Raw genomic sequence first — 25,689 nt, 5'->3', positions numbered from 1 at the left:
GCAGCGGTCCCAGCTTCGCCTCTCCTTCGTCGAGGCTCGCTGAACCGCTGGGCGTGTTCGTTGCTCACACCGCCGCCTCCTGCTCGGCCTGCCCTTGCGCGATCTGGGCCGTCCGGGTGCCGCCCTTGAGCCAACGGTACGAGCCGGGCTTGGCGCCCTCGCGGCGAATCCCCCAAACGGTGGCCTTGCAGATCGCCTCCTTGACCGCCGCAGCGAGGCGACCCCCGAGATACGCCTTGACCGGGGTGTCGTCGCGGCGGGCCAGCTGGACCGTGGCGTAGCTGCGGCCCACGCTGATGCACTGGCCGGTGAACGCCTGGTCCAGGGCGGTCGGCGAGGTGCCGGCGATGCGGGCCAGCACGGTGTCGGCGGCCTGGGCGCCCAGCGGTATCGCCGCCTGGCAGCTCATCCGCAGGGGCCGGCCCGACGGCGCCGCCGCGTCCCCGGCCGCCACGATCCACGGGTTGTCGACGCTGGTCAGGGTCTCGTCGGTGAGCAGCCGGCCCAGTGCGTCGGTGGCCAGCCCACTGACCGCAGCCAGCTCCGGGACACCGAAGCCCGCCGTCCACACGGTCAGCGCGCTGGGCAGTACGCGCGCGTCGTGCAGCACCACCGCATCGGGGCGCACGGCGACGACCGCGGCGGCCTCCAGCAGTTCGACGCCCAGCTTGCGCAGCGCCTTGGCCACCGACCGGCGACCCGATTCGTTCAGTGAGGGGCCCAGCGTTCCACCGCAGACCAGCGTGACGGTCCGGCCCCGCCCGGCCAGTTCGGCGGCCGCCTCGATCCCGGTCAGTCCTCCGCCGACCACGGTCACCGGAGCGTCCGGCGCCAGTTCGTCGAGCTGCGCCAGCAGTCGTTCGGCGGACTCGAATTCACTGACGGAATGGGCGAATTGGGCGGCTCCGGGCACGGCGGTGGTGATGGCGCCGGTGCTGCCGACCGCGTAGATGAGGTAGTCGTAGCGCAGCACGGTGCCCGACGCCAGCTGGATGCGGCGGTCGGCGGCGTCGATCCGCTCGGCGGAGTCGACCAGCAGCCGGACGCCGTCGCCGAGCAGGTCGCGGTAGTCCCGGTCGGCCCGGTAGTTTCCGGCCACGTGCTGGTGCAGCCGGATCCGTTCGACGAACTGCGGCCGCGGGTTGACCAGGGTGACGTCCACACTGGGGTGCTGGCGCAGCCGGTTGGCTGCCATGGTGCCGGCGTAGCCGCCGCCGACAATCACGACCTGTATGCGAGTCATCAGTTGCTCCTGTCTGTGAAGGTGGTTATGCCCTCAAGACACCGCGGACGGCCCCGATGTGACACGGCGTGAGCTAAGTCACGGCGATGTGAGCAGTTGGCGGGTCGCCAATCGGAATTCGGCGACGTGACACCGGCGTGTCGCGTCGTGAAATTCCTAATCGCGGCCAGCGGGGCCCCGGGGCCGGCGCCAGCGGTCAGCGACGCCGAGCCGTCACTGGTAGCGCGGAAACACCCCGGACGGCGGCGGTAGGGAAAGCCCCGGCCTCAGGCGCTCGGCCACCGCGGTGAACATCCGCTGGTCGCTGGGCTGACCCAGCAGGTCCAGCAGCTTGGCCGCGGAATCGGGCATCACCGGCTGCACCAGCAGCGCGGCGATCCGCACCGACTCCAGCGTGGTGTACAAAACGGTGCCGAAGCGGGCCTGATCGGCCGCGGACTCGCTCTTGGCGAGCTTCCACGGTTCCTGGGCGGAGAAATACCTGTTGGCCGCGCCCAGCATCAGCCAGATCGCCTCCAAGCCCAGGTGCATGGCCTGGGCGCCGAACGCCGCGCGTGCCTTCTCCAGCAGCCCGTCGGCGGTCGCCAGCAGCTCGGCGTCGTCGCCGGTCGGTGCGGTCGGCTCGGGCACCACCCCGCCCAGGTTCTTGGCCACCATCGACAGCGACCGCTGCGCCAGGTTGCCCAGCTCGTTGGCCAAGTCGGCGTTGACGCGGCTGATCATCGCCTCCTCGGAGATGCTGCCGTCCTGCCCGAACGGGATCTCGCGCAGCAGGAAGTACCGCACCTGGTCGACGCCGAACCGGTCCACGAACTCGACCGGGTCGATCACGTTGCCGACCGACTTGCTCATCTTCTCGCCGCTGTTGAGCAGGAAACCGTGCGCGAAAACCTTGCGCGGCAGTTCGATCCCCGCCGACATCAGAAACGCCGGCCAGTACACGGTGTGGAACCGGATGATGTCCTTGCCGATCATGTGCAGATCGGCCGGCCAGTAGCGGCGGAAGGGCTCGGAGTCGGTGTCGGGGTAGCCGACGCCGGTCAGGTAATTGGTCAGGGCGTCCACCCAGACGTACATCACGTGGTCGGGGTGGCCGGGCACCGGCACCCCCCAGTCGAACGAGGTGCGGGAGATCGACAGGTCGCGCAGCCCGCCGGAGACGAAGCTGATCACCTCGTTGCGGCGCACCTCCGGGGCGATGAACTCCGGGTGCGCCTGGTAGTGCGCCAGCAGCCTGTCGGTATAGGCCGACAGCCGGAAGAAGTAGGTCTGCTCCTCGGTCCAGGTCACCGGTGCCCCGGTCTCGGCGGCCACCCGTGAGCCGTCTTCGGACACCCGGGTCTCGCCCTCGGTGAAGAACCGCTCGTCGCGCACCGAGTACCAGCCGCTGTAGGCGTCCAGGTAGATGTCGCCGGCGTCGACCATGCGCTGCCAGATCGCCTTGGACGCCTCCAGGTGATCGGCGTCGGTGGTGCGGATGAACCGGTCGAAGGAGATGTTGAGCTTTTCCTGCAGGCGCTGGAACACATCGGAGTTGCGCCGTGCCAGCTCCGCGGTCGGAATCCCTTCGGCAGCCGCGGTTTCGGCCATCTTGAGCCCATGCTCGTCGGTGCCGGTCAGATACCGCACGTCGAACCCGTCGAGCCGGTGGAACCGGGCGATCGCGTCGGTGGCGATGTACTCGTAGGCGTGACCGATGTGCGGGTCACCGTTGGGGTAGGTGATCGCGGTCGTGACGTAGAAGGGCTTCATCATCGTTCACCTTATGGTGTGCCAGTGAGTTCGAAACGGTCAGCCAAAACTCCACCGCCCGCGCCGGAGCCGCTGAGTCCGCTGGTCGACGCGCACACCCACCTGGATGCCTGCGGCGCCGAAGACGACACGATGCTGCACGCGATCATGGACCGGGCCGCCGCCGTCGGGGTGCAGGCCGTGGTCACCGTCGCCGACGACCTGGCCTCGGCGCGCTGGGTGACCCGGGCCGCCGAGGCCGACGAGCGGGTCTTCGCCGCGGTGGCGCTGCACCCCACCCGTGCCGGCAGCCTGACCGACGACGCCCGCACCGAGATCGAGGCGCTGGCCGCCCACCCGCGGGTGGTGGCGATCGGCGAGACCGGGCTGGATCTGTACTGGCCGGGCCGCCTGGACGGCTGTGCGGAGCCAGCCACCCAAAAAGAGGCGTTCGCCTGGCACATCGACTTGGCCAAACGGACCCGCAAGCCGCTGATGATCCACAACCGTGACGCCGATGACGCCGTCCTCGACGTCTTGCGCGCCGAGGGCGCACCCGAGACGGTGATCTTCCACTGTTTTTCGTCGGCGCCCGAGATGGCTCACACCTGCGTCGACGCCGGGTGGATGCTGAGCCTGTCCGGCACCGTCAGCTTCAAGAATGCTCGTGACCTGCGGGAAGCCGTGCCGTCGATCCCGGCCGAACAGCTGCTGGTGGAGACCGACGCACCGTTTCTGACCCCGCATCCCTATCGCGGCGCGCCCAACGAGCCGTACTGCCTGCCCTACACTGTCCACGCGCTAGCTGAGCTGCTGGGGGGGTCGGCGGCCGAGCTGGCGCGGGTCACGAGCCGCAACGCCCGTCGGGTCTACGACTTGCCGTGAAAGTCGAGCAGGTCACATTCGGTTGCCCGAACGCTGATCGGTTCGTTACCGTCTCGTTATCAAACAGGGGCACCGCAAGGGCCCCTTTGCCGTGCCTTCAACGTCGTTAGGTTTTTGGCTTGAACACTTTGACCAGGCTGCATCAGGCCCCCTCGCCGATGCTGCGGATGCTGGTCGGCGCGCTCTTGCTGGTGCTGATCTGCGCCGGCGGCTTCGCAGTCGCCAGCGCGAAGACGCTGACGCTGGATGTCGACGGCACCCCGGTAACGGTGACCACGATGCGGTCGCGGGTGATCGACGTCGTCGCCGAGAACGGGTTCGACATCGGCGAGCGCGACGACGTGACCCCCGCCCGCGACGCCCGGGTGCACGACGCCGACACGATCGTGGTGCGCCGCAGCCGGCCGCTGCAGCTGTCCCTGGACGGCCGCGAGCCCAAGCAGGTGTGGACGACGGCCCTCTCGGTCGACGAGGCCCTGGCGCAGCTGTCGATGACCGACACCGCCCCGGCCGCGGCGTCCCGCGGCAGCCGGGTGCCGCTGGCCGGCATGGCGCTGCCGGTCCTGAGCGCCAAGAACGTCCGGATCGACGATGGCGGCGTGGTGCGCACGGTGCGGCTGGCCGCACGGAACGTTGCCGAACTGCTGGCCGCCGACGGCGCCCCGCTGGAACAGGCCGACAAGGTCAGCCCCCCGGCGTCGACCCCGATCACCGAGGGCATGGAGATCCAGGTGACCCGCATCCGGGTCAAGCAGGTCACCGAGCGGGTGCCGCTTCCCCCGGCTGCCCGGCGCGTCGAGGACCCCACGATGAATATGAGTCGGCAGGTCGTCGAGGACCCCGGCACCCCGGGCACCCAGGACGTGACCTACTCGGTGGCCACGGTCAACGGCGCCGAGACCGGCCGGCTTCCGGTGTCCAACGCCGTGGTGGCCCCGGCCCGCGACTCGGTGCTGCGAGTCGGCGCCAAGCCGGGCACCGAGGTGCCGCCGTCGGTTTACGGCGCGGCGTGGGACCGCATCGCCAACTGTGAATCCCACGGAAACTGGGCGATCAACACCGGCAACGGCTTCTACGGCGGCGTGCAGTTCGACTACGGCACCTGGATCGCCAACGGCGGGCTGAAGTATGCCCCGCGTGCGGACCTGGCCACCCGCGAAGAGCAGATCGCGATCGCCGAGGTCACCCAGGCGCGGCAGGGTTGGGGCGCCTGGCCGGTGTGCAGCGGGAGACGCTGACCATCGGGCTGCTCGGGGCCGGTGACATCAGAGCCCTGGCGAAAGAACTCGACCTGCGGCCCCGTAAAGCGCTGGGGCAGAACTTCGTTCACGACGCCAACACGGTGCGCCGGATCGTCGCCGGCGCCGGTATCACCCCCGCCGATTACGTGCTGGAAGTCGGGCCCGGACTGGGCTCGCTGACGCTGGCCTTGCTGGAGCACGGCGTCGGCGTCGTCGCGGTCGAGAAGGATCCGGTGTTGGCCCAGCGCCTGCCGACAACCGTCGCCGAGCACGCTCCCACCTACGCCGACCGCTTGGTGGTGCTGGGCCGCGATGTACTGACCTTGCGCCACGGCGAGGTGGCCACCGAGCCGACGGCGGTGGTCGCCAACCTGCCCTACAACGTGGCCGTCCCGGCCCTGCTGCACCTGCTGGCCGAGTTCGCCTCCATCCGCACCGTGACGGTCATGGTGCAGTTGGAGGTCGCCGAGCGGCTGGCCGCCGAGCCGGGCGGCAAGGAGTACGGGGTGCCCAGCGCCAAGGCGCGGTTCTTCGGAGGGGTACGCCGCTGCGGCACGGTGCCGCCGAGCGTGTTCTGGCCGGTGCCGCGGGTGAACTCCGGTCTGGTCCGCATCGACCGCTACCACCCCGCGCCGTGGCCGGTCGACGAGGCGTTTCGCCGGGAGGTCTTCGCGCTGATCGACATCGCGTTCGCCCAGCGGCGTAAGACCTCCCGCAACGCCTTCGCCGACTGGGCGGGATCGGGCGCGCAGGCCGCCGCGTTGCTGGAGGCGGCCGGTATCGACCCGGCCCGACGCGGTGAGACCCTGTCGATCGACGATTTCGTGCGGCTGCTTCAGGTTTCCGGCGGTTCAGCGAGGCTCGACGGAGGAGAGAAGGCGAAGCTGGTACCGCCGCATCAACCCGACAGCGCCCGGGACAGCCGTTCGACGAACTCGGTGCAGGAGCCGTAGCGCCGCGCCGGGAACTTCGCCAGGGCCCGTTCCACCACCACGTCGAGCGCCCGGGCAGCCGGACCGAACGCCCCCGAGACCGGCGGCGGCAGTCGCCGCAGGTGCGCATCCACGAGTTCGGCTGCGCTCGCGGCGGGGAAGGGTGGCGCCCCGGTGAGCAATTCGACCGCGGTACAGGCCAGTGCGTATTCGTCGGTGGCGGCCGACGGGGCCTTGCCGCACAGGATCTCCGGAGCGGTGTAGGGCAGTGAGACCTCGGGACTGCCCGGTCTCCGGGGCCGTGACCAGACGTCCTCGACGACGGCGTGGGCCGAGCCGAAGTCGGTCAGCACCGCCCCGGCGCGGGGGAAGTCCGCGGGGATCAGGATGTTGGCCGGTTTGACGTCGCAGTGCACGATGCCGCTGTGGTGGGCATAGTCCAGGGCTGAGGCGATCTGGGCCAGGGCAGCCAGGCGATCCGGCACCGTCTGCAGGCCGGTCGACTTGCCGCCGTCGACGAACTGCATCGCCAGCCAGAAGGGCCCGTGGCGGTAGACCGTCACGATGTTGGGGTGGTCGAGCGCGCGGGCGAACTCGAACTCGCGGTCCAGCCGGGCCTGCTGAGCGGGGGTGCGGTGCGATTCGTCGAGGACCTTCAGTGCCACCAGCGGAGCCGGGCCGGCCCCGGAGTTCGCAGGATGAGCCTGATACACCGTGGCGTGCCCCCCGCGCCCGACCTCTCGATCGATCAGGTAGCCGCCGAAGTCCCCGCCGGCCTCACCCATGCTCACCAGGTTATGGCGACGGCACCGTTCTCGGCCGCGAAGCACGCCGGTGGCGCGCCGATGCCGCAAAACTAAGAATCAGATGATTGAATAGCAAAAATCGAATGACATTTCGCTGGCACAGAGTGATAATCATCCGGTCGTCATCCTGGGAGGTTCGCCATGACCACGCTGTCCGGTCCTAACCTGCGAACGTTGGGCGCCGTGCCCCTGGCTGTAGCCGGCGCCCTGGCGCTCGGGGTGGTGCCTGCGGTAGCACCCGGGGTGGCCGGGAGCGCGAAAACCGTGGTGGCCCAGGCGAGCTTGCTGGACACCGAGTCGTGGATCATGGGCGGCAGCGGGCTGCCCATCCCGCCCCCGCAGTACCTGACCGCCCTCACCGACCGGTTCCTGGACCCCGCGACGCCCAAGTTCGCCGGCCAGCCGCTCTTCCCGGTGGACGTCACCAACCCGCTGTTCACCCCGGAGGGGCTGTACCCGCTCACCGGCGTGAAGTCGCTGCCACTGGACACCTCGCTGGACCAGGGCGTGGAGATCCTGCACCAGAAGATCATGGAAGAGACCGCCGCCGGCAATAACCTTGTCGTGCTGGGCTATTCGCAGAGCGGTGTCATCAACGCGCTGGAGATCAAGCAGCTGCTGAGCCTGCCCGAGGACCAGCGGCCGGACGCCGACCAACTGTCCTTCGTGATGCTGGGCAGCCCCAGCACCCCCGACGGCGGCCTGCTGTCCCGCTTCGACCTGACCAGCATCAACCCGAACCTGCCGGAGCTGACACTGCCCAGCCTGGGCGTCACGTTCAGCGGCGGAACCCCGGCCGACACCCCTTGGGAGACCGCGTTTTACACGCAGGAGTATGACGGCTTCGCCGACTTCCCCAAGTACCCGCTGAACTTCTTGTCGGACCTCAACGCCTTCATGGGCATCATGTACGTGCATGGCACTTACCCGACGCTGACCGACGCCCAGCTGGCGACGGCCATCGAGCTGCCGGTCAGCGAGGGCTACACCGGCAACACCCACTACTTCATGATTCCCACCGAGGACCTGCCGCTGCTGCAGCCGTTGCGGGGCAGTGGATTCGGCAATGCGATCGCCGACCTGCTGCAGCCGAGCCTGCGGGTGCTGGTCAACCTCGGCTACGGGGACATCGAGCACGGCTGGTCGCAGGGGCCCGCCGATGTGTCCACCCCGTTCGGGGTGTTCCCGGATGTCAGTCTCACCGACGTATTCACCGCCCTGGTCAACGGTGCGCAGCAGGGCTGGACCGACTTCACCGAGGACCTGCAGCACCTGTCGTCGGGCAGCGCGGCGGACCTCTGGGATTTCGGCACCGGCAGCTCCGAGTTCGTCATGCCCAGCCTGACCGACATCGTCAACACGTTCACCAGTGCCGGCGCGACCCTGTACAGCACGCTGCTGCCGACCGCCGACATCCTCAACGCCTTGGTCACCACTCTGCCGGCCTACAGCGCGACGTTGTTCGCCCAGGAGCTGGCCTCTGGTGACCTGCTCAACGCGATCGGTCTGCCGCTGGCGGCCAGCACCGGGCTGGTCACCATGGCGGCCGGCTTCGAGTTCATGGTGATGAGCAGCGCGCTGAGCTCGATCCAAGCGGACTTCGCCGACCTGTTCGGGTAGCCACCCGCACGGATGTACCCGTTAGTCTCATCGGCGTGACCGCATCCGACGGAAATGCCGCCGCCGAGTGGTCCCCGACCGGGTCGGTCACCGTGCGGGTGCCGGGCAAGCTCAACCTCTACCTGGCGGTCGGCGACCGCCGCGACGACGGTTACCACGAGCTGACCACCGTCTTTCACGCGGTTTCCCTGGTCGATGAGGTGACGGTCCGCGACGCCGACGTGCTGTCGTTGCGGATCGCCGGTGAAGGCGCCGACGTGCTGCCCACCGATGACCGCAACTTGGCCTGGCGCGCCGCCGAGCTGATGGCCGAGCACGTCGGGCGGGCCCCCGACGTGGCGATCACGGTCGACAAGTCCATCCCGGTGGCCGGCGGTATGGCCGGCGGGAGCGCCGACGCGGCGGCGGTCCTGGTCGGGATGAACGTGCTCTGGGAACTGGGCGTGCCGCGCCGCGACCTGCACGCCCTGGCCGCCCGGCTGGGCAGCGACGTGCCGTTCGCGCTGCACGGCGGTACCGCATTGGGCACCGGCCGCGGCGAAGAACTGGCGACGGTGCTCACCCGCGAGACGTTCCACTGGGTGCTGGTCTTCGCCGAGGGCGGCTTATCCACGCCCGCGGTCTTCGCCGAGCTGGACCGGCTGCGCGACACCGGGCGCGCCCTGCCGGAGCTGGGTGAGTCCGAGCCGGTGCTGGCGGCGTTGGCCGCCGGTGATCCCCAGCGGTTGGCCGGCCTGCTCGGCAATGACCTGCAGGCGGCCGCGGTCAGCCTCAACCCCGCGTTGCGGCGCACGCTGCGTGCCGGTGTGGAGGCCGGTGCACTGTCGGGCATCGTGACCGGTTCCGGGCCCACGTGTGCGTTTCTGTGCGCCTCGGCGGCCTCGGCGGCTGACGTGGCCGTCGAGCTGGCTGCGGTGGGGGCCGGGCGCGCGGTGCGGGTGGCCAGCGGCCCGGTCTACGGCGCCCGGGTGGTGCCGTCATCGGTGACCGGAGTGTGACGGCGACCCCAATCGGGCGCCGGATTTGCCCCTCGATTAAGAGGAGTTTAAGATACAGCGCGGTGACTAATCGCGGCCAGGACGTTCCCGCCAACCAGACGCAACGCCGAGCTGGTGGGCCGCACATTACGGTATCGAGATGCAACCGCCACCTATTTGTGTCGCGCGCCTCTCGCCAAGTGGTCTCCAGCAGGTGGAACATGAAATTTCAGCCCGTTGGCAAAGTACCGGTGCCGGCTAGGAGGCCGTCGTGAGCAGGTTTACCGACAACATGTTCCGCAGCGCCCGCGAATCCACCAAGGGCATGGTCACCGGTGAGCCGCACCACCCGGTCCGGCACACCTGGGGCGAGGTCCACGAGCGCGCGCGCCGCATCGCCGGCGGTTTGGCCGCGGCCGGCGTCGGGCCGGGCGACGCGGTCGGTGTGCTGGCCGGCGCCCCGGTCGAAATCGCCCCCACCGCGCAGGGCGTGTGGATCCGCGCCGCTAGCCTGACCATGCTGCACCAGCCCACCCCGCGCACCGACTTGGCGGTCTGGGCCGAAGACACCATGACCGTCGTCGACATGATCGACGCCAAGGCGGTGATCATCTCCGATCCGTTCCTGGCCGCGATGCCGGTGCTGCAGGAGAAGGGGCTCAAGGTCCTGACCGTCGCCGAGCTGCTGGCCGCCGACCCGATCGACCCCGTGGAGGCCGGTGAGGACGATCTGGCGCTGATGCAGCTGACGTCCGGTTCCACCGGGTCTCCGAAGGCCGTGCAGATCACCCACCGCAACATCTACTCCAACGCCGAGGCGATGTTCGTCAGCGCCGAGTACGACGTCGAGAAGGACGTCATGGTGAGCTGGCTGCCGTGCTTCCACGACATGGGCATGATCGGCTTTTTGACGGTGCCGATGTACTTCGGCGCCGAGCTGGTCAAGATCACCCCGATGGACTTCCTGCGCGACACGCTGCTGTGGGCCAAGCTGATCGACAAGTACAAGGGCACCATGACCGCGGCCCCGAACTTCGCCTACGCGCTGTTCGCCAAGCGGCTGCGCAAGCAGGCCACACCGGGGCAGTTCGACCTGTCCACGCTGCGGTTCGCGCTGTCGGGCGCGGAACCGGTCGAGCCGGCCGACGTCGAGGACCTCATCGACGCGGGTAGGCCGTTCGGCCTCAAGCCGTCGGCGATCCTGCCGGCCTACGGTATGGCCGAGACGGTGCTGGCGGTGTCGTTCTCCAAATGCGGCGCGGGACTGGTGGTCGACGAGGTCGATGCCGACCTGCTGGCCGCCCTGCGCCGCGCGGTGCCGGCCACCAAGGGCAACACCCGGCGGCTGGCCTCCCTGGGGCCGCTGCTGGAGGGCATCGAGATCCGGATCGTCGACGAGCACGGCAATTCGCTGCCGCCGCGCGGCGTCGGCGTGATCCAACTGCGCGGCGAGCCGGTGACCCCGGGTTATCTGACCATGGCCGGCTTCCTGCCGGCGCAGGACGAGCACGGCTGGTACGACACGGGCGACCTGGGCTACCAGATGGAGAACGGTCACGTCGTGGTGTGCGGCCGGGTCAAGGACGTCATCATCATGGCCGGCCGCAACATCTACCCGACCGACATCGAACGGGCCGCGGGCCGCGTGGAAGGCGTGCGGCCGGGCTGTGCGGTGGCGGTGCGCCTGGACGCCGGGCACTCGCGAGAGACGTTCGCGGTCGCGGTGGAGTCCAATGCCTGGCAGGATCCGGCCGAGGTACGCCGGATCGAGCATCAGGTGGCCCACGAGGTGGTCACCGAAGTTGACATGCGGCCCCGCAATGTGGTGGTGCTCGGGCCGGGCAGCATCCCCAAGACCCCGTCGGGCAAGCTGCGCCGGGCCAACTCGGTGGCCCTGGTCACCTAGCCCCGGCTTCCCCCGCCCCGCGAGCGTGAAGTTGGGTTCACGCTCGCGCCCGAACGTGAACGCAACTTCACGCTCGGCGGAAAAGGGTTAGCCCCAAGCGTGCACGAGGTTCTGCGCCGGCTCCAATCCCAACTCGATCAGCAACTCGGTGGCGTCGGCCGCCTGCTCACAGATCGTCGGCACCTGCTCGCGCTCTCGCGCACCGAACGCCTGCAGCACGAACGCTGCTGGATCCTGACGTCCGGGCGGCCGGCCGATGCCCAGGCGAACCCGCTGAAAATCCTTGCTGCCCAACACCGTTGCGATCGAACGCAGCCCGTTGTGGCCGCCTTCGCCGCCGCCCTGCTTGAGCCGGATCCGGCCGAAATCCAAGTCGAGATCGTCGTGGATCACCACCAGGCCGCCCGGCGGCACCGAATAGAACTTGGCCAACGGCCCCACCTGGCGCCCGGATTCGTTCATGTAGCAGCGCGGGCGGGCCAGCACCACCGGCTGCCCGCTGAGCCGCCCGGTGGCGATGTCGGCACCCGACTTCTTGTGCAGCTTGAACGCGGACCCGATCCGCTCGGCGAGCAGGTCGACGACCATGAAGCCCATGTTGTGTCGGGTGCGGGCATAGTTGGGGCCCGGGTTGCCCAGGCCGACCACCAGTATCGGCGGTGACTCGGCCACGCCGCGCTCGGTCTACTCGGCCTCGGCGGCCGCGCCCTCGCCGGCCTCCGCGCCGGCTTCCTCACCCGCCGCCTCGGCCGGCTCCTCGGCGGCCGGCGCCTCGATCACGTTGACCAGCAGCAGCTCCGGGTCCGAGATCAGGCTCACGCCCTTGGGCAGCTCGAGGCCGCCGGCGGTGAACTGGGTGCCGGCTTCGGCGCCCTCGATCGACAGCGTCAGCTGTTCGGGAATCGACAGCGCCTCGGCCTCGATCTCCACCGCGGTGGCATCCTGGGTGACGAGGGTCCCGGGGAACGGTTCGCCCTCGACGACGACGTTGACCTCGACGACGACCTTCTCACCGCGCTTGACGACCAGCAGGTCGGCGTGCTGGATGGTGCGACGGATCGGGTGGATGTCCAGCGCCTTGGTCAGCGCCAGCTGCTCCTTGCCGTCGATGTCGAGGGCGAGCACCGCGTTGGTGCCGGAGTGCCGCAACACGGCCGCGTAGTCGTGGGCCGGCAGCTCCAGGTGCTGCGGCTCGGTGCCGTGACCGTAGAGGACCGCGGGGACCTTGCCCTGACGACGGGCCCGCCGGGAGGCGCCCTTGCCGGTCTCGGTCCGCACCGAGACGGTGAGCTGGTTGCTGGTCGGGGCCTTGGCCATTGTTACTCCTACGGTTGCTACGGCATGCATGAGGCACGGCCAGATCGCGACAACCATCTAGGAGGTCCTCGCCGATAACGGCGGCCGGAACGGGCCACCCTCGCCGTGACGCCTGGTCAGGCTAGCGCATCAGCACCTCAGAGCGGAAATTGCACCCCGGTGAGCTGCTCGGAGCGCTCCCACAGCCCGGCAGCGGTGGAGCCGCGCTTGGCCGGCCGACTGCGACCCACCGGCCCGCTGCGGCCGACGATGCCGAAGCGCGGACCGATGAAGGTGTTGCCGGACAGGTCCTGCGACGCCGCGTACAGGGTCTGGCGCGCCCCGAAATCGGGGCTGGTGGCCAACAGGCCGTTGCCGAAGGTGCGCATCACCAGGTCGCCGATCCGCTTGCCGGTCTGGCCCTGCAGGTTGGTGCTCGAATACCCCGGATGGGCGGCCAGCGCGCGCAGGGGTGAACCCGCCGCCACGAGCCGGCGTTGCAGTTCGCTGGTGAACAGCAGATTGGCCAGCTTGGACTGGCCGTAGGCCGACCACGCCGAATACCGCCGGGACTCCCAGTTCAGGTCCTCGAGGCTGAGGTAGCCCATCCGGTGCATGGCCGACGACACCGTCACCACCCGGTCGGTGATTTTGGGCAACAGCAGGTTGGTCAGCGCGAAATGACCCAGGTGATTGGTGCCGATCTGACTCTCGAAACCGTCGACGGTCTTGGTGTAGGGCACCGCCATGATGCCTGCGTTGTTGATCAGCACATCAACTCGCGCGGTGTCCTCGGCGAACCGCCGCACCGAGGACAGGTCCGCCAAATCCAGGGCACGAACAGTCACGTCGCCGGGCATGCCCGCCGCCGCGGCCCGGCCCTTGGCGGTGTCGCGCACCGCCAAGGTGACGCTGGCGCCGGCTCGGGCCAATTCGCGTGCGGTCACCGCACCCAAGCCGCTGTTGGCGCCGGTGACGATGACGGACCGGCCGGCGAACGACGGCAGATCGGTGGCGGACCAGGAGGGCATGGCTGACACTCTAACGAGGCGCCCGACCCCGCCAGCTTGCCCATGCTGGACTCGCCGCCGGTCAACTCGCCGGAGCTGACCCGTGACGGCGGAATCACCGTCTCGGTGCAGAACCAGCCCCCCGCGCGGGCCAGAAATCCAACGGGCAGCCCGCCCCGAGGGACACCGCCGAAGGCGGTGAGGAGCTAGCCGCGCAGGCTTAGTTGCAGTTGTTGGCGTGCACCCAACGGCCGTTGTAGCCCACGCAGGTATTGATCGGCGGCGGTGGGGGTGGTGGCACGTCCTCGGGCAGCGGCGCGTAGTAGGCCGGCGGGGGAGCCGGGTCGGCGCATCCGCTGACATACACGCGGCGGCCCACGCCGATGCAACCCTGGGCGCCGGCGGTTCCGGCCGGTGTGAACACGACCACGGTGCCGGGCAGGCTGGTCAGGGCCAGCGCCGCGACGGCCCAGATCCGGCGAGCCATCACTGGTCCAGCAGCGGGCGCTCGGGCTGGGGCAATCCGCAGCGGGCGCGGAAGTCGGTCAGCGGCTGGCGCAGCCCCAGCAGGTCGGAGTGGGCCTGCGGGTTGTCGGCGAAGAAGCTGCGGACCGCTTCGGGCACCTCGTCGTCGGGCCGGTTGTGCAGGCCGGTGTAGAACTCGTTGACGTCCGGATGGGCGTAGAGGTAACCCGACGTCGAGGCGGCGACGCCGGTGGCCACGTTGGCCATATCGGCGGCCGTGCAGCCCGGCTGCGGGTCTGCCAGCGCCGTGGCCGGCGCCAGCAGGCTGGTAGCGACGGCAGCGACGCCGACGCCCGTAAGGCCCAGCGATGACAGGGGGACAAGGGACATGGCCGAACTCCCTTCAGCGGGTGCGTCGCACTCTAGCAAGACCCGGCGCCGGTGCGGGATCACTTGGCCGCGACGGTGAATCCGTTCATGATCGCCTCGACGTCGGCGGCCTGTTTGGGCGCCTCGTCATTGAGACCGGTGACCGCCAGCTGCACCAGGTAGCGTTGGTCGGCCGGCGCCGACCCGGTGGCGATGACCATCCGGAACCAGCTGTGCAGCCGCTGACCGTTCATGTCGTAGGTGCCCTGCACCATCGACGACGGAAAGCCCTGGTAGTCCTCGTTGGAGGCGTCCAGCAGCCGGAAGTTCGGTGAGAGTTGGGCGTCGACCACCCCATGCTTGATGGCCTCGTGTGAATCGAAGTTCCCGGTGAGCTTGACCACGCTCAAAATCGCCCGCGGAAACTTCTCGCCTTTGCCGATAACCAGTGTGGTCGGCGGCAACGTCGGACTCTCCTTTTTCGTCCAGCCCGGTGGTGTCGGAATCGACACGGTCAGGTCGGTCGGGGCGTTGGGCGCCACCGCCTCGGCGGCCACCCCCTGATCTTCCAGATAACGTCCCACCGTCACCGGGGCCTGCGGCTCCTCCGATGTGGTGGCGGTGCTGCCGTTGGCCCAGATCGACTGGTAGTCAGGTGTTTTGGTGCCGCATCCGGTCGCCGCACCCGCCAGTGCCGTGCACGCCAGCGCCGCGGTGCACGCCAGGGCCCACCGGCGGATCACAGGATCTCGCGGACCGCGTCTATCGGGCGAGCCAGCCGGGTTCCGTTGTCGGTGACGACGAACGGCCGCTGGATCAGAATGGGATGGGCGGCCATCGCGTCGAGCAGCTCGTCGTCAGAAGCGTCAGCCAGGTTCAGTTCGGCATACACCGCCTCGCCGGTGCGCACCGCGTCGCGCACACCAATGCCTGCAGCGCGGATCATCTCCGCCAGCTCCGCGCGCGACGGCGGGGTCTTCAGGTACTCCACGATCGTCGGCTCGATACCGTTGTCGCGCAGCAGTTCCAGCGTCTTGCGGGAGGTGGAGCAGCGCGGGTTGTGGTAGATGGTCCCGTCGGTCATTTAGGCGTCTCCGTCGAAAAGTCCAGTGACCGAGCCGTTTTCGAATACCGCCCGGATAGTGCTGGCCAGCAGCGGGGCGATCGAGAGCACGGTCAGCTGCGGGAACACCTTGTCCTCGGTGATCGGCAAGGTGTTGGTGACGATCACCTCGCAGGCGCCGGAGGCCGCCAGTCGCTCGGCCGCCGGGTCGCTCAACACCCCGTGGGTGGCGGCGATGACGACGTCCTTGGCGCCGTCCTCACGCAGCAGGTTCACCGCCGCCGCGATGGTGCCGCCGGTGTCGATCATGTCGTCGATCAGCACGCAGGTCTTGCCCTGCACTTCACCGACGACACGGTTGGACTTCACCTGGTTGGGCACCAGCGGGTCGCGGGTCTTGTGAATGAAGGCCAGCGGCACCCCGCCCAGGGAGTCCGCCCACTTCTCGGCGATGCGCACCCGGCCGGAGTCGGGGGAGACCACCACGACGTCGGAGTTGCCGTAGTTTTCCTTGATATAGCCGATCAGCAGCGGCTGGGCGCGCATGTGATCGACCGGGCCGTCGAAGAACCCCTGGATCTGGTCAGTGTGCAAGTCCACCGTGACGATCCGGTCAGCGCCGGCCGTCTTGAGCAGGTCGGCCACCAGGCGAGCCGAAATCGGCTCGCGGCCACGGTGTTTCTTGTCCTGGCGAGCGTAGGGGTAGAAGGGCAGGATCGCGGTGATCCGCTTGGCGCTGCCTCGCTTGAGCGCGTCGATCATGATCAGCTGTTCCATCAGCCACTGGTTCAGCGGCGCCGGATGCGACTGCAGCACGAAGGCATCGCAGCCGCGTACCGACTCCTCGAAACGCACGAAGATCTCGCCGTTGGCAAAGTCACGGGCGGTCTGCGCGGTGACCGGGACGTCCAGTTCTTTGGCGACCTGATCAGCCAACTCCGGGTGCGAGCGACCAGCGAAGAGCATCAGGTTTTTGCGGTTGTCTGTCCACTCGTGGCTCACGTGCTGCCCCCGCCGTCGGAGATTTTGGAAAATGGTCGAGTTAACTCGGGCCTTATGGTACGTAGCCCGACGTGTGATTTCGCCTCGGGCTGCCTCAACGCGACCAACCTCACGATGGTTCGCCGGGTTCGTCCGGCGGTTCCAGCGGCTGAGCTGCGCCGGGACCACCGGCCGCCTGGGCTTTCTCGGCCGCCGCGGCGGCCGGGCTGCCGGGCCGCTTGTGCTGTACCCAGTTCTCGATATTGCGCTGCGGGCCGGCCGACACCGCCAGCGCACCCGGCGGCACATCGTCGCGCACCACGGTCCCGGCGCCGGTGTAGGCGCCGTCGCCGATGGTGACCGGCGCCACGAACATGGTGTCCGAGCCGGTGCGCACGTGCGAGCCGACCCTGGTCCGCCGCTTGGTCTGGCCGTCGTAGTTGACGAAGACACTGGAGGCGCCGATGTTGGAGTGCTCGCCGATGTCGGCGTCGCCGACGTAGGTCAGGTGCGGGACCTTGGTCCCGGTGCCGATGGTGGAGTTCTTGGTCTCGACGAACGCGCCCAGTTTGGCGTCGGCGCCCAGCGCGGTGCCGGGCCGCAGATAGCTGAACGGGCCGACCGTCGCCCCAGCCCCGATCGACGACGAGGCGGCGTGGCTGCGGATCACCGAGGCGCCGTCGCCCACCGTGACGTCGGTCAGCGTGCTGTCCGGCCCGATTGCGCAGTGCGTGCCGATGCGGGTATTGCCCAGCAGCTGGGTTCCGGGTGCGACGGTGGTGTCGCGCCCGATGGTCACGTCCATGTCGATCCAGGTGGTGGCGGGGTCGAGGATCGTGACACCGGCCCGCTGATGGGCGGCGATCAGCCGGCGGTTGAGTTCGGCGGCCAACTCGGCCAGCTGCACCCGGTCGTTGACCCCGGCCACCAAGGCGGCGTCGTCGACGTGACGGGCGTGCACCGCCTGGCCGTCGCCGCGCACGATGCCGATCACGTCGGTCAGGTACAGCTCATGCTGGGCGTTGTCCGAGCCGAGCCGGCCCAGCGCTGAGCGCAGTGCGGTGATGTCGAACGCGTACACCCCGGCGTTGACCTCGCGGATCTCGCGCTGGGATTCGGTGGCGTCGGCCTGTTCGACGATCGCGGTCACGGGGTTCTCCGCGCCGTCGCGCTCCCGCAGGATGCGCCCGTAACCCGTGGGGTCGGCCAGCGTCGTGGTCAGCACCGTGACCGCGGCCGGGGCGCTGCGGTGGCTGTCCACCAGCGCCGCCAACGTGGCGCTGTCCAGCAACGGAATGTCACCGGAGGTGACGACGACGGTGCCGGCGAAGTCTTGCGGCAGGGCCGACAGGCCGCACAGCACCGCGTGCCCGGTGCCCAGCTGCTGGTCTTGCCGGGCGATGTCGATGCGGCAATCCAGGGCCTGCGCCAGCTCGGCGACCGTACCGGCGATGCGTTCGTGGGCGTGGCCCAGCACCACCACCAGGTGGCGGGGACTGATCCCGGCGGCTGCACGCAGGCAGTGCGACAGCATGCTGCGCCCGCCGAGGGTGTGCAGCACCTTGGGGGTGTCGGAGACCATCCGCGTGCCGGCGCCGGCGGCCAGCACCAGGACCACGGTGTCGTCGTGTGATTCCATCGAGCCCCACCTCTTCGCCGCGACTATGCATGATTGCGGTGCGCGTTGGTACGGCGCCACCTCGCTAAGCGTTTCATCGCCGTACCGTCGTAGCAAAGTCGTCGCCGCACCTGTCGTGCTCAGCGACAGAGGTGGCGGATCGACTGGGCCGAGTAGTGCTACCGCGTTGGTCGAGTACCGCTCCGGAGTCATTAGCGTAGCCGAGTACCCTAGCGCCTCGGCGCTGTCGGGTCTAGAAATCATCCATGGCCAATGCGCTGTTTACGCGGACCTGGCGACCACGCGGGGAGACGCCCCTGCTTGCCCGGGCCGCGGCAGACGCTCAAGGCGGCCAGGTACCCGCCGTGTGCGCGTTCCTGCCCGCTCACTGAACCAGCTTCTTGAGATTTTGTCCTGCGCAACACAAAGGCGTGCAACGGCAGAACCGTTAGGAACCGTTAGGAGAAGCACATGTCGTTTGTGACCACACAGCCGGAGGCGCTGGCGTTCGCGGCCGGCAACTTGCAGAACGTCGGCTCGGCGATGACGGCCGAAAATGCCGCCGCAGCCGCACCCACGACCGGGGTGGTGCCCGCGGCCGCCGACGAGGTATCGGCGCTGACGGCCGCTCAGTTCGCCGCACACGCCGAGATGTACCAGGCGGTCAGTGCCCAGGCCGCAGCGATCCACGAAATGCTCGTGCACACACTGGGTATCAGCGCCGATTCCTATGCCCTCACCGAGGCGGCCAACGCGGCCGCGTCGACCTAAGCATGCCGAGGCCCAGCCATGGATTACGGAGCGTTCCCGCCGGAGTTCAATTCCGCGCGCATGTATGCCGGACCGGGGTCGGGATCGATGCTGGCCGCCGCGTCGGCTTGGGATGGTTTGGCCGTCGAATTGCAGTCGGCCGGCTCGGCTTACGGATCAATGGTCTCGGAGTTGACCGACGGGCAATGGCTGGGTCCGTCAGCGATGGCGATGGCGGCGGCGACCGCGCCGTATGTCACATGGATGAACGCCACTTCCCTGCAGGCCGAAGAGGCGGCCACGCAGGCGAAGGCGGCCGCAGCCGCCCATGCGGCGGCGTTCGCGATGACGGTGCCACCGCCGGTGATCGCGGCCAACCGGGCGTTGCTGATGGCGCTGGTCGCAACGAATTTCTTCGGCCAGAACACCCCGGCGATCGCGGCCACTGAAGCCCAGTATGCCGAAATGTGGGCGCAGGATGCCGCGGCGATGTACGGCTACGCCGGAAGCTCAGCTGCCGCTACGAGGTTGACGACGTTCACCTCACCGCCGTCGCCGGCCAACCCGGCGGGGCCGGGCCTGCAAAGCGCCTCGGTCGCCCAGGCCGCCGGTGTCTCTGCCGGTACCGCACAGGGGACGCTGTCCCAACTGGTGCCCACCACGCTGCAAAGCCTCGCATCTCCTGCAGCGTCCACGGCGTCGTCCGGCTCGGGGTTGTCGGGGCTGCTGACCCAGTTGGCGAATGCGTTGGGTTCGGGCGGGTCTACTGCGTCGACCACGGCCTCGACCGTGACCTCGCCCTTCGGCGGGCTTGACGCGGGAAGCATCATGGGCACGCTGTTCTCCGAGTATGCTTACCTGCCAGGGTTTTTCGGCCTGTTTATGGCGGTTCAGGCGTTGGGCCCGATGATGAATCCGGCAGCCCTGGCCTCCCTAACCGGCGCTGCGGGCGCTGGGGGACTGCCCTCTTTGGCCTCACTAGCGGACGCGGCGACCGCAGCGGGCGCATCGGCGGGTGCGTCGGCAGGTGCGGCGATGGGGGCGGCGGCCGCCGGGGGCGTGATGGGGTCCGGGTTCGGTGCAAGCCTGGGGACTTTGGCGGGCATCGGTCGAGCGGCCTCGATCGGGGCGTTGTCGGTGCCGCAGACCTGGGGCTGGGCCGCGGCGGCTCCGGTGGGGACATTGGCTTCCGCCACAGCCCCGATGGCGTTGTCGGCTGGCGAATTCGGCGGCGGTATGGGCGGCATGGGTGCGCCGCTCATCTTCGGCGGGCTACCACGGGCCGGAACCGTGGGCGCTGCGGCCGGCACCGACCCGGTCGCTGCCAAATACATGCCACGCCTGAAGGTGCTCGGCGGTTCACCGGCCGCGGGGTACCCGGCTGAGCCGGTCGAAGCGTTGGCCGCCGAAACTCCGGTTCCCGCCGGATACGGCAAGCCGCCACCTGGATACCGGTGTGCGGTCGTGTATTTGCCGGTCAATGGACACGAACCGGCGGTCATATAACGGGCCAAGGCCTTTGGCCCCAGCGCAAGTATTCAACACGGAGGTCACCGAAAATGCCTAGTCGTTTTATGACGGACCCGAACGCCATGCGGGACATGGCGGGTCGGTTCGATGTGCACGCTGCGACTGTGGAGGACGAGGCTCGCAGGATGTGGGCGTCGTCGACCAACATCTCCGGCGTCGGGTGGGGAGGGCTCGCCGAGCGCACCTCTTACGACACCATGGGCCAGATGCAGACCGCGTTTCGCAACATCGTGACCATGCTGCACGGCGTGCGCGACGGATTGATTCGCGATGCAAACCACTACGAGACGCAAGAAGCGGCCTCGCAGCAGATCTTGAGCAGCTAGGAAAGGGCGTCGAGCGATGTCTATCAACTACCAATTCGGTGACGTCGATGCCCATGGGGCGTTGATTCGTGCCCAGGCGGCGTCCTTGGAGGCCGAACACCAAGCAATCATCCATGATGTATTGGCGGCCGGGGATTTCTGGGGCGGTGCGGGTTCGGTGGCTTGCCAGGAGTTCATCACCCAGCTCGGGCGCAACTTCCAGGTGATCTACGAGCAGGCCAACGCCCACGGCCAAAAGGTGCAGACGGCAGGCAACAACATGGCCGCCACCGACTCCGCCGTCGGGTCCAGCTGGGCCTGAGAGCATCCCCGGTGGAAGCGCAGGCATGCCATGACCGCTCAGGTAACCGCACTCCGCTCGGCACCGGTAGCGGTCTCCGACCCGATTGCGACGCTGCCTGCGACGCCGAGGTCCCTTCGTGCGCGGTGGCAACATCGTTACGCCGATTGGCTTCTGGCCTCTGACGTCAGCGTGTTGAGCGGCGTCGTAGCGCTGGCACAGATCGTGCGGTTCGGAACGGTGACGAGCGGGAGTTTGTGGGCGGGCTACGGTTCCGTGGCTTACTCGGGGGTCTCGGTACTGATCGTCTTCGCGTGGGCTGTGGGTCTGGCGATCTATCACACCCGTGCGCCGCAAGTGATCGGAGCCGGGCCCGAGGAGTTCCGCCGGGTGTGGACGGCCACCTTGTCGGTTTTCGGAGTCCTCGCCGTCGTCTCCACCCTGTTCAAGCTGGACATTGCCCGCGGTTATCTGGCGATCGCGTTTCCGCTCGGTTTTGTCGCGCTGTCCGTCAACCGCCGGCTGGCCCGCGCGTACGTGTCGGCGCAGCGTCGCCGCGGGCGCTTCCTGACTGCCGTGCTCGCGGTCGGAGAGCTTCGATCGGTCACCGCCCTCGCACGGTCGCTGACGCGGCATCCGGCCGATGGCTACGCCGTGGTCGGGGTTTGTACACCCGGCGGCCCGCAAGGCGGTGAACTCGTCGTCCCGGATCTCGGGCGGCTGCGGGTGTTTCCCTACGAAGACGACATCCGCCACGCGATCGCGGCGTCGCAGGCTGACACCGTCGCGTTGACCTCGGCGGCAGTGCTGGGGCCGGACGGGATCCGCGACCTGTCGTGGCAATTGGAGAAGCTCGACGTCGACCTGGTCGTCTCGCCGGGGATCGTCGATGTGGCCGGCCCACGACTGACGGTGCGCCCCGTGGCCGACCTCCCGCTGATCCACGTCGACAAGCCGCAGTACCAGGGCGCCAAGCGATTTCAGAAGCGCCTATTCGACGTGTGCTTCGCTCTGCTGGCGCTGCTTGCCGCCGGGCCGATCCTGATCGTTGCCGCCGTGGCCGTGAAGGTGACCAGCCCCGGGCCGGTCTTCTATCTTTCCGAGCGGACCGGTCTGGACGGTTTGCCATTCCGAATGATCAAGTTCCGCACCATGGTTGTCGATGCAGACCGCCAGCTGGCGCAGTTGGTCGACCTCAACGACAGCGTGGGCGGCGTGCTGTTCAAAATCCGTAACGATCCCAGAGTCACCCGGGTAGGCAGGGTCCTGCGCCGGTACAGCATCGACGAACTCCCGCAGTTCATCAACGTGCTCCGGGGAGAGATGAGCGTAGTCGGCCCCCGGCCGCCGTTGCCCCGCGAGGTCGCCACCTACGACCAGCGGGTTCGTCGCCGGCTTCTGGTGCGTCCGGGCATCACCGGACTGTGGCAGATAAGCGGTCGATCCGACCTGTCTTGGGAGGATTCGGTGCGGTTGGACCTTTCCTACGTGGAGAACTGGTCGATGCTCAGCGATCTGGTGATCGCTGTGAAGACCGTCAGCGCGATCGGCCGTGCGTCGGGCGCATATTGAGCGCCGCATTGGAAACACAAGGAATCGAGGTGTCAGGTGAACCGTAACCGTGTTCTTCGCCAGGCTAAGGCGCGCCGATCATGAGTACCGTCGCTTCCGCCTACACCACCCAGTATCTGGAGGAGGTGAACAAGATTGCCGCACTGGTTGATCCGGCCAAGATCGACCAGATGATCGAGTTGCTGCGCGGCGTCCGGGAAGGCGGGGGACGGTTGTTCATCCTGGGCGTGGGCGGCAGCGCCGGTAACGCCGGACATGCAGTCAATGACTTTCGCAAGATCTGCGGCATGGAAGCCTATGCACCCACCGACAACGTGTCGGAGTTGACCGCTCGGGTCAACGACGACGGCTGGGACAGCTGCTTCGTCAATTGGCTGAAGGGCAGCCGCCTTGGCGCCGGCGACGCGGTATTGGTGTTCTCCGTCGGTGGCGGCGATCTGGAAAAGAACATCAGCGGCAACATCGTCCACGCGGTGCGGCACGCCAAAGAAACCGGCGCAACAGTCCTGGGCATCGTGGGCCGCGACGGTGGATACACCGCGCAGCAGGCCGACGCCTGCCTGGTTATCCCCACGATGAGCCCCGAAACCGTGACGCCTCATGCCGAGTCCTGGCAAGCGGTGGTCTGGCACCTGATCGTCTCCCACCCGGGCATGAAGGCCTACGAAATGAAGTGGGAGTCGACCAGATGACCGCGGCCGTCTTCCTGGACCGCGACGGAGTGTTGAACGAGTTGATCTTCAACCCGAAAACGGGCGAGTACGAGTCCCCGCACGCTCCAGAGGACCTGGTCATGATCGACGGCGTTATTCCGGCGCTGCGACGTTTGGCGGGCGCCGGATTCGCGCTGTTCGTGGTGTCGAACCAGCCCAGCTATGCCAAGGGTAAGACCACACTAGAGAACATCCAGGGCGTCCACCGCCGGCTGGAGGGATCGCTGAGCGCGAACGGAATCGCCTTCGGCGAGTACTTCTACTGCTACCACCACCCGCACGGAATTGTACCGGGGTATTCGGGAAACTGCCTGTGCCGCAAGCCAATGCCGTACTTTCTGCTGAAGGCCGCCCGCGAGCGCGGCGTCGATTTGGCCGCGTCGTGGATGGTGGGGGATCAGGACACCGACGTGGAATGCGGCCGCAGTGTCGGCTGCAAGACCGCGCTTGTGATGAACGCTCATTCGGCTGCGAAGCGAGGTTGTTCACGGCCCGACATCACCGTGTCCGCATTGTCACAAGCTGTGGACCTGATCATCCATTGGAAGGGGGGTGGGGACAATGGCCCCACTGACGATTGACATCTACGCTGATGGCGCCGATGTGAACGAGATGCTGGCCGCGCTCGAGCAGCCCTACATCAAAGGCTTCACGACCAACCCGACGCTGATGCGCAAGGCCGGTGTGACGGACTACGAAGCCTTCGCGTCAAATGTGCTGGCACACATCAAGCACCTGCCGATCTCCTTCGAGGTGTTCTCCGACGATTTCGATGAGATGGACCGGCAAGCGCGTTCCATCGCCTCGTGGGGGCCCAACGTTTACGTCAAGATCCCTGTCACCAATACAGCAGGCGTCTCCGCGGCCGGGCTCATCCGCACCTTGGCGATGGACCACATCAAGCTGAACGTGACTGCGCTGTTGACCGTAGACCAGGTGTGGGAGATCGCCGGCGAGCTGCACCCGGACGTGCCGGCCATCGTGTCCGTCTTCGCCGGGCGCATCGCGGACACCGGCGTGGACCCGGTGCCGCTGATGAAGGAGGCATTGCAGATCCTCAAGCACCGGCCTAAAGCGAAGCTGCTGTGGGCGAGTCCGCGTGAGCTGCTCAATCTCGTTCAGGCCGACCAGATGGGCTGCCACGTCATCACTGTGACGCCCGACATCCTCAAGAAGCTGCCGATGCTCGGCAAGGACCTGGCGCAGCTGTCCCTGGAAACGGTCCAGATGTTCTACAACGACGCCCAACAGGCCGGGTTCTCGCTGCGGACGCACAGCGATGTCTACATCTGAGGCCCCGCCCCCCTCGGAGACCCTCGAATATCCGGCGCGCGAAGGAGGTGGCAATCCCGTGAAACGAGCGCTGATCACCGGGATCACCGGTCAAGACGGCTCCTATCTCGCCGAATTGCTGTTGAGCAAAGGTTACGAAGTCCACGGGCTCGTCCGTCGGTCCTCGACGCTCAACACGTCGCGGATCGACCACCTCTACGTGGATCCGCACGAGCCTGGCGCAAGGCTGTTCTTGCACTACAGCGATCTCACCGACGGTGCCCGCCTGGTGACCTTGCTGACCACCATCGAGCCGGACGAGGTGTACAACCTCGCGGCGCAGTCCCACGTGCGAGTCAGCTTCGACGAACCGGTGCACACCGGCGACACCACGGGTATGGGGTCCATGCGACTACTGGAAGCCGTCCGCATTTCGAAAGTGGGATGCCGCTTCTACCAGGCGTCCTCATCGGAGATGTTCGGCGCATCGCCGCCACCACAGAACGAGGAAACCCCCTTCTATCCGCGGTCACCATACGGCGCAGCAAAGGTGTACTCGTACTGGGTGACCCGCAACTACCGGGAAGCGTACGGCCTGTTCGCAGTCAACGGCATCTTGTTCAACCACGAGTCACCCCGGCGCGGCGAGACCTTCGTGACCCGCAAGATCACCCGAGCCGCCGCGTGCATCAAAGCCGGCATACAGTCCCACCTCTACATGGGCAACCTCTCCGCTGTTCGTGACTGGGGGTACGCCCCGGAATATGTCGAAGGAATGTGGCGGATGCTGCAGGCCCCCACCCCCGACGACTACGTTCTCGCCACCGGGTTCGGCTACAGCGTAAGCGATTTCATCCAGGCCGCATTCGACTACGCCGGACTCGATTGGCAGAAGCACGTCAGATTCGACGAACGCTACCTGCGGCCCAGCGAGGTGGATTCGCTGATCGGTGACCCCACCAAGGCGGCGAAAACGCTGGGGTGGACGGCCTCCACACACACCGCCGAGCTGGCACAGATCATGGTGGATGCCGACATTGCCGCCCTGGAGTGCGCGGGCCAGCCATGGATTGACAAGCCTACGCTCGCCCTGCGGACATGAG

Annotated in this window: 27 protein-coding genes; 15 read left to right on the top strand and 12 right to left on the bottom strand. The window is 68.0% G+C overall.

Features of this window, described 5'->3' with window-relative positions:
• Positions 1-64: 64 nt before the first annotated feature.
• Both A5694_RS01625 and metG read right to left on the bottom strand, forming a co-directional pair.
• Entirely contained in the window at positions 65-1,243 is a 1,179-nt protein-coding gene (locus tag A5694_RS01625) for an NAD(P)/FAD-dependent oxidoreductase (RefSeq protein ID WP_064920105.1), read from the bottom strand.
• A gap of 213 nt (positions 1,244-1,456) precedes the next feature.
• Positions 1,457-2,995 carry a methionine--tRNA ligase gene (metG, locus tag A5694_RS01620; RefSeq protein WP_064920177.1) on the bottom strand — a complete coding sequence of 513 codons (1,539 nt, stop codon included), beginning with the start codon at positions 2,993-2,995 and terminating at the stop codon, positions 1,457-1,459.
• Positions 2,996-3,013: 18 nt separating this feature from the next.
• Between metG and A5694_RS01615 the strand changes: the two genes are divergently transcribed.
• From A5694_RS01615 to rsmA, 3 genes are all read left to right on the top strand, one after another.
• Complete coding sequence (locus tag A5694_RS01615; protein WP_185746632.1) at positions 3,014-3,859, top strand: TatD family hydrolase; 846 nt, start codon at positions 3,014-3,016, stop codon at positions 3,857-3,859.
• A gap of 119 nt (positions 3,860-3,978) precedes the next feature.
• A complete protein-coding gene (locus A5694_RS01610) occupies positions 3,979-5,097 on the top strand; it encodes a resuscitation-promoting factor (protein ID WP_082952459.1) in 1,119 nt (372 codons plus the stop codon).
• Positions 5,070-6,053 carry a 16S rRNA (adenine(1518)-N(6)/adenine(1519)-N(6))-dimethyltransferase RsmA gene (rsmA, locus tag A5694_RS01605; RefSeq protein ID WP_082952467.1) on the top strand — a complete coding sequence of 328 codons (984 nt, stop codon included), beginning with the start codon at positions 5,070-5,072 and terminating at the stop codon, positions 6,051-6,053. The genes A5694_RS01610 and rsmA overlap by 28 nt, the downstream gene beginning before the upstream one ends.
• Here the strand turns inward: rsmA and A5694_RS01600 are convergent.
• A complete protein-coding gene (locus tag A5694_RS01600; RefSeq protein WP_109535562.1) occupies positions 5,999-6,817 on the bottom strand; it encodes a serine/threonine-protein kinase in 819 nt (272 codons plus the stop codon). The two genes, rsmA and A5694_RS01600, sit on opposite strands and share 55 nt — an antisense overlap.
• 162 nt (positions 6,818-6,979) lie before the next feature.
• Between A5694_RS01600 and A5694_RS01595 the strand changes: the two genes are divergently transcribed.
• The 3 genes from A5694_RS01595 (at position 6,980) to A5694_RS01585 (ending at position 11,341) form a co-directional block, all read left to right on the top strand.
• On the top strand, positions 6,980-8,458 hold the full coding sequence (locus tag A5694_RS01595) for a PE-PPE domain-containing protein (RefSeq protein ID WP_064920102.1): 1,479 nt from the start codon (positions 6,980-6,982) through the stop codon (positions 8,456-8,458).
• A gap of 35 nt (positions 8,459-8,493) precedes the next feature.
• Positions 8,494-9,456: a 4-(cytidine 5'-diphospho)-2-C-methyl-D-erythritol kinase gene (locus tag A5694_RS01590; protein ID WP_064920101.1), complete on the top strand. Its 963-nt coding sequence runs from the start codon at positions 8,494-8,496 to the stop codon at positions 9,454-9,456.
• A 250-nt stretch (positions 9,457-9,706) separates the two neighbouring features.
• Positions 9,707-11,341 carry a fatty acyl-AMP ligase gene (locus A5694_RS01585; RefSeq protein ID WP_064920100.1) on the top strand — a complete coding sequence of 545 codons (1,635 nt, stop codon included), beginning with the start codon at positions 9,707-9,709 and terminating at the stop codon, positions 11,339-11,341.
• 87 nt (positions 11,342-11,428) lie between these two features.
• Here A5694_RS01585 and pth read toward each other — a convergent pair whose 3' ends face one another.
• From pth to glmU, 9 genes are all read right to left on the bottom strand, one after another.
• Entirely contained in the window at positions 11,429-12,013 is a 585-nt protein-coding gene (gene pth / locus A5694_RS01580; protein ID WP_064920099.1) for an aminoacyl-tRNA hydrolase, read from the bottom strand.
• A 12-nt stretch (positions 12,014-12,025) separates the two neighbouring features.
• Entirely contained in the window at positions 12,026-12,658 is a 633-nt protein-coding gene (locus A5694_RS01575) for a 50S ribosomal protein L25/general stress protein Ctc (RefSeq protein WP_064920098.1), read from the bottom strand.
• Positions 12,659-12,795: 137 nt separating this feature from the next.
• Complete coding sequence (locus tag A5694_RS01570; RefSeq protein WP_064920097.1) at positions 12,796-13,668, bottom strand: oxidoreductase; 873 nt, start codon at positions 13,666-13,668, stop codon at positions 12,796-12,798.
• A 199-nt stretch (positions 13,669-13,867) separates the two neighbouring features.
• Entirely contained in the window at positions 13,868-14,134 is a 267-nt protein-coding gene (locus tag A5694_RS01565; RefSeq protein ID WP_064920096.1) for a hypothetical protein, read from the bottom strand.
• On the bottom strand, positions 14,134-14,502 hold the full coding sequence (locus A5694_RS01560) for a heme-binding protein (protein WP_064920095.1): 369 nt from the start codon (positions 14,500-14,502) through the stop codon (positions 14,134-14,136). The genes A5694_RS01565 and A5694_RS01560 overlap by 1 nt, the downstream gene beginning before the upstream one ends.
• Before the next feature lie 59 nt (positions 14,503-14,561).
• A complete protein-coding gene (locus tag A5694_RS01555; RefSeq protein ID WP_234786477.1) occupies positions 14,562-15,221 on the bottom strand; it encodes an LpqN/LpqT family lipoprotein in 660 nt (219 codons plus the stop codon).
• Complete coding sequence (gene arsC / locus A5694_RS01550) at positions 15,221-15,565, bottom strand: arsenate reductase (glutaredoxin) (RefSeq protein ID WP_064920094.1); 345 nt, start codon at positions 15,563-15,565, stop codon at positions 15,221-15,223. Before arsC ends, A5694_RS01555 begins: the two co-directional genes overlap by 1 nt.
• Positions 15,566-16,546 carry a ribose-phosphate diphosphokinase gene (locus A5694_RS01545; protein ID WP_064920093.1) on the bottom strand — a complete coding sequence of 327 codons (981 nt, stop codon included), beginning with the start codon at positions 16,544-16,546 and terminating at the stop codon, positions 15,566-15,568.
• 109 nt (positions 16,547-16,655) lie between these two features.
• Positions 16,656-18,164, bottom strand: a complete 1,509-nt coding sequence (gene glmU / locus A5694_RS01540; RefSeq protein WP_064920092.1) for a bifunctional UDP-N-acetylglucosamine diphosphorylase/glucosamine-1-phosphate N-acetyltransferase GlmU — start codon at positions 18,162-18,164, stop codon at positions 16,656-16,658.
• Positions 18,165-18,614: 450 nt separating this feature from the next.
• Between glmU and A5694_RS01535 the strand changes: the two genes are divergently transcribed.
• From A5694_RS01535 to gmd, 9 genes are all read left to right on the top strand, one after another.
• Positions 18,615-18,914 carry a PE family protein gene (locus A5694_RS01535; RefSeq protein ID WP_064920091.1) on the top strand — a complete coding sequence of 100 codons (300 nt, stop codon included), beginning with the start codon at positions 18,615-18,617 and terminating at the stop codon, positions 18,912-18,914.
• 18 nt (positions 18,915-18,932) lie between these two features.
• Complete coding sequence (locus A5694_RS01530; protein WP_064920090.1) at positions 18,933-20,399, top strand: PPE family protein; 1,467 nt, start codon at positions 18,933-18,935, stop codon at positions 20,397-20,399.
• A gap of 53 nt (positions 20,400-20,452) precedes the next feature.
• Positions 20,453-20,749, top strand: coding sequence for a WXG100 family type VII secretion target (locus A5694_RS01525; protein ID WP_064920089.1), 297 nt, complete (start codon positions 20,453-20,455; stop codon positions 20,747-20,749).
• A gap of 16 nt (positions 20,750-20,765) precedes the next feature.
• Complete coding sequence (locus A5694_RS01520; protein WP_064920088.1) at positions 20,766-21,050, top strand: WXG100 family type VII secretion target; 285 nt, start codon at positions 20,766-20,768, stop codon at positions 21,048-21,050.
• A 30-nt stretch (positions 21,051-21,080) separates the two neighbouring features.
• Positions 21,081-22,601: a sugar transferase gene (locus A5694_RS01515; RefSeq protein WP_064920087.1), complete on the top strand. Its 1,521-nt coding sequence runs from the start codon at positions 21,081-21,083 to the stop codon at positions 22,599-22,601.
• Positions 22,602-22,681: 80 nt separating this feature from the next.
• A complete protein-coding gene (locus A5694_RS01510) occupies positions 22,682-23,293 on the top strand; it encodes an SIS domain-containing protein (RefSeq protein ID WP_064920086.1) in 612 nt (203 codons plus the stop codon).
• Positions 23,290-23,895, top strand: coding sequence for a D-glycero-alpha-D-manno-heptose-1,7-bisphosphate 7-phosphatase (locus A5694_RS01505; RefSeq protein ID WP_125225552.1), 606 nt, complete (start codon positions 23,290-23,292; stop codon positions 23,893-23,895). Before A5694_RS01510 ends, A5694_RS01505 begins: the two co-directional genes overlap by 4 nt.
• Positions 23,876-24,607, top strand: a complete 732-nt coding sequence (locus tag A5694_RS01500) for a transaldolase (protein WP_064920084.1) — start codon at positions 23,876-23,878, stop codon at positions 24,605-24,607. Before A5694_RS01505 ends, A5694_RS01500 begins: the two co-directional genes overlap by 20 nt.
• A gap of 58 nt (positions 24,608-24,665) precedes the next feature.
• Positions 24,666-25,688, top strand: coding sequence for a GDP-mannose 4,6-dehydratase (gmd, locus tag A5694_RS01495; RefSeq protein WP_064920083.1), 1,023 nt, complete (start codon positions 24,666-24,668; stop codon positions 25,686-25,688).
• Position 25,689 lies beyond the last annotated feature (1 nt).

The organism is Mycolicibacter sinensis, from assembly GCF_001667945.1.
Taxonomy (GTDB): domain Bacteria; phylum Actinomycetota; class Actinomycetes; order Mycobacteriales; family Mycobacteriaceae; genus Mycobacterium; species Mycobacterium sinense_B.
This window is presented reverse-complemented; position numbering and strand designations above follow the sequence as displayed.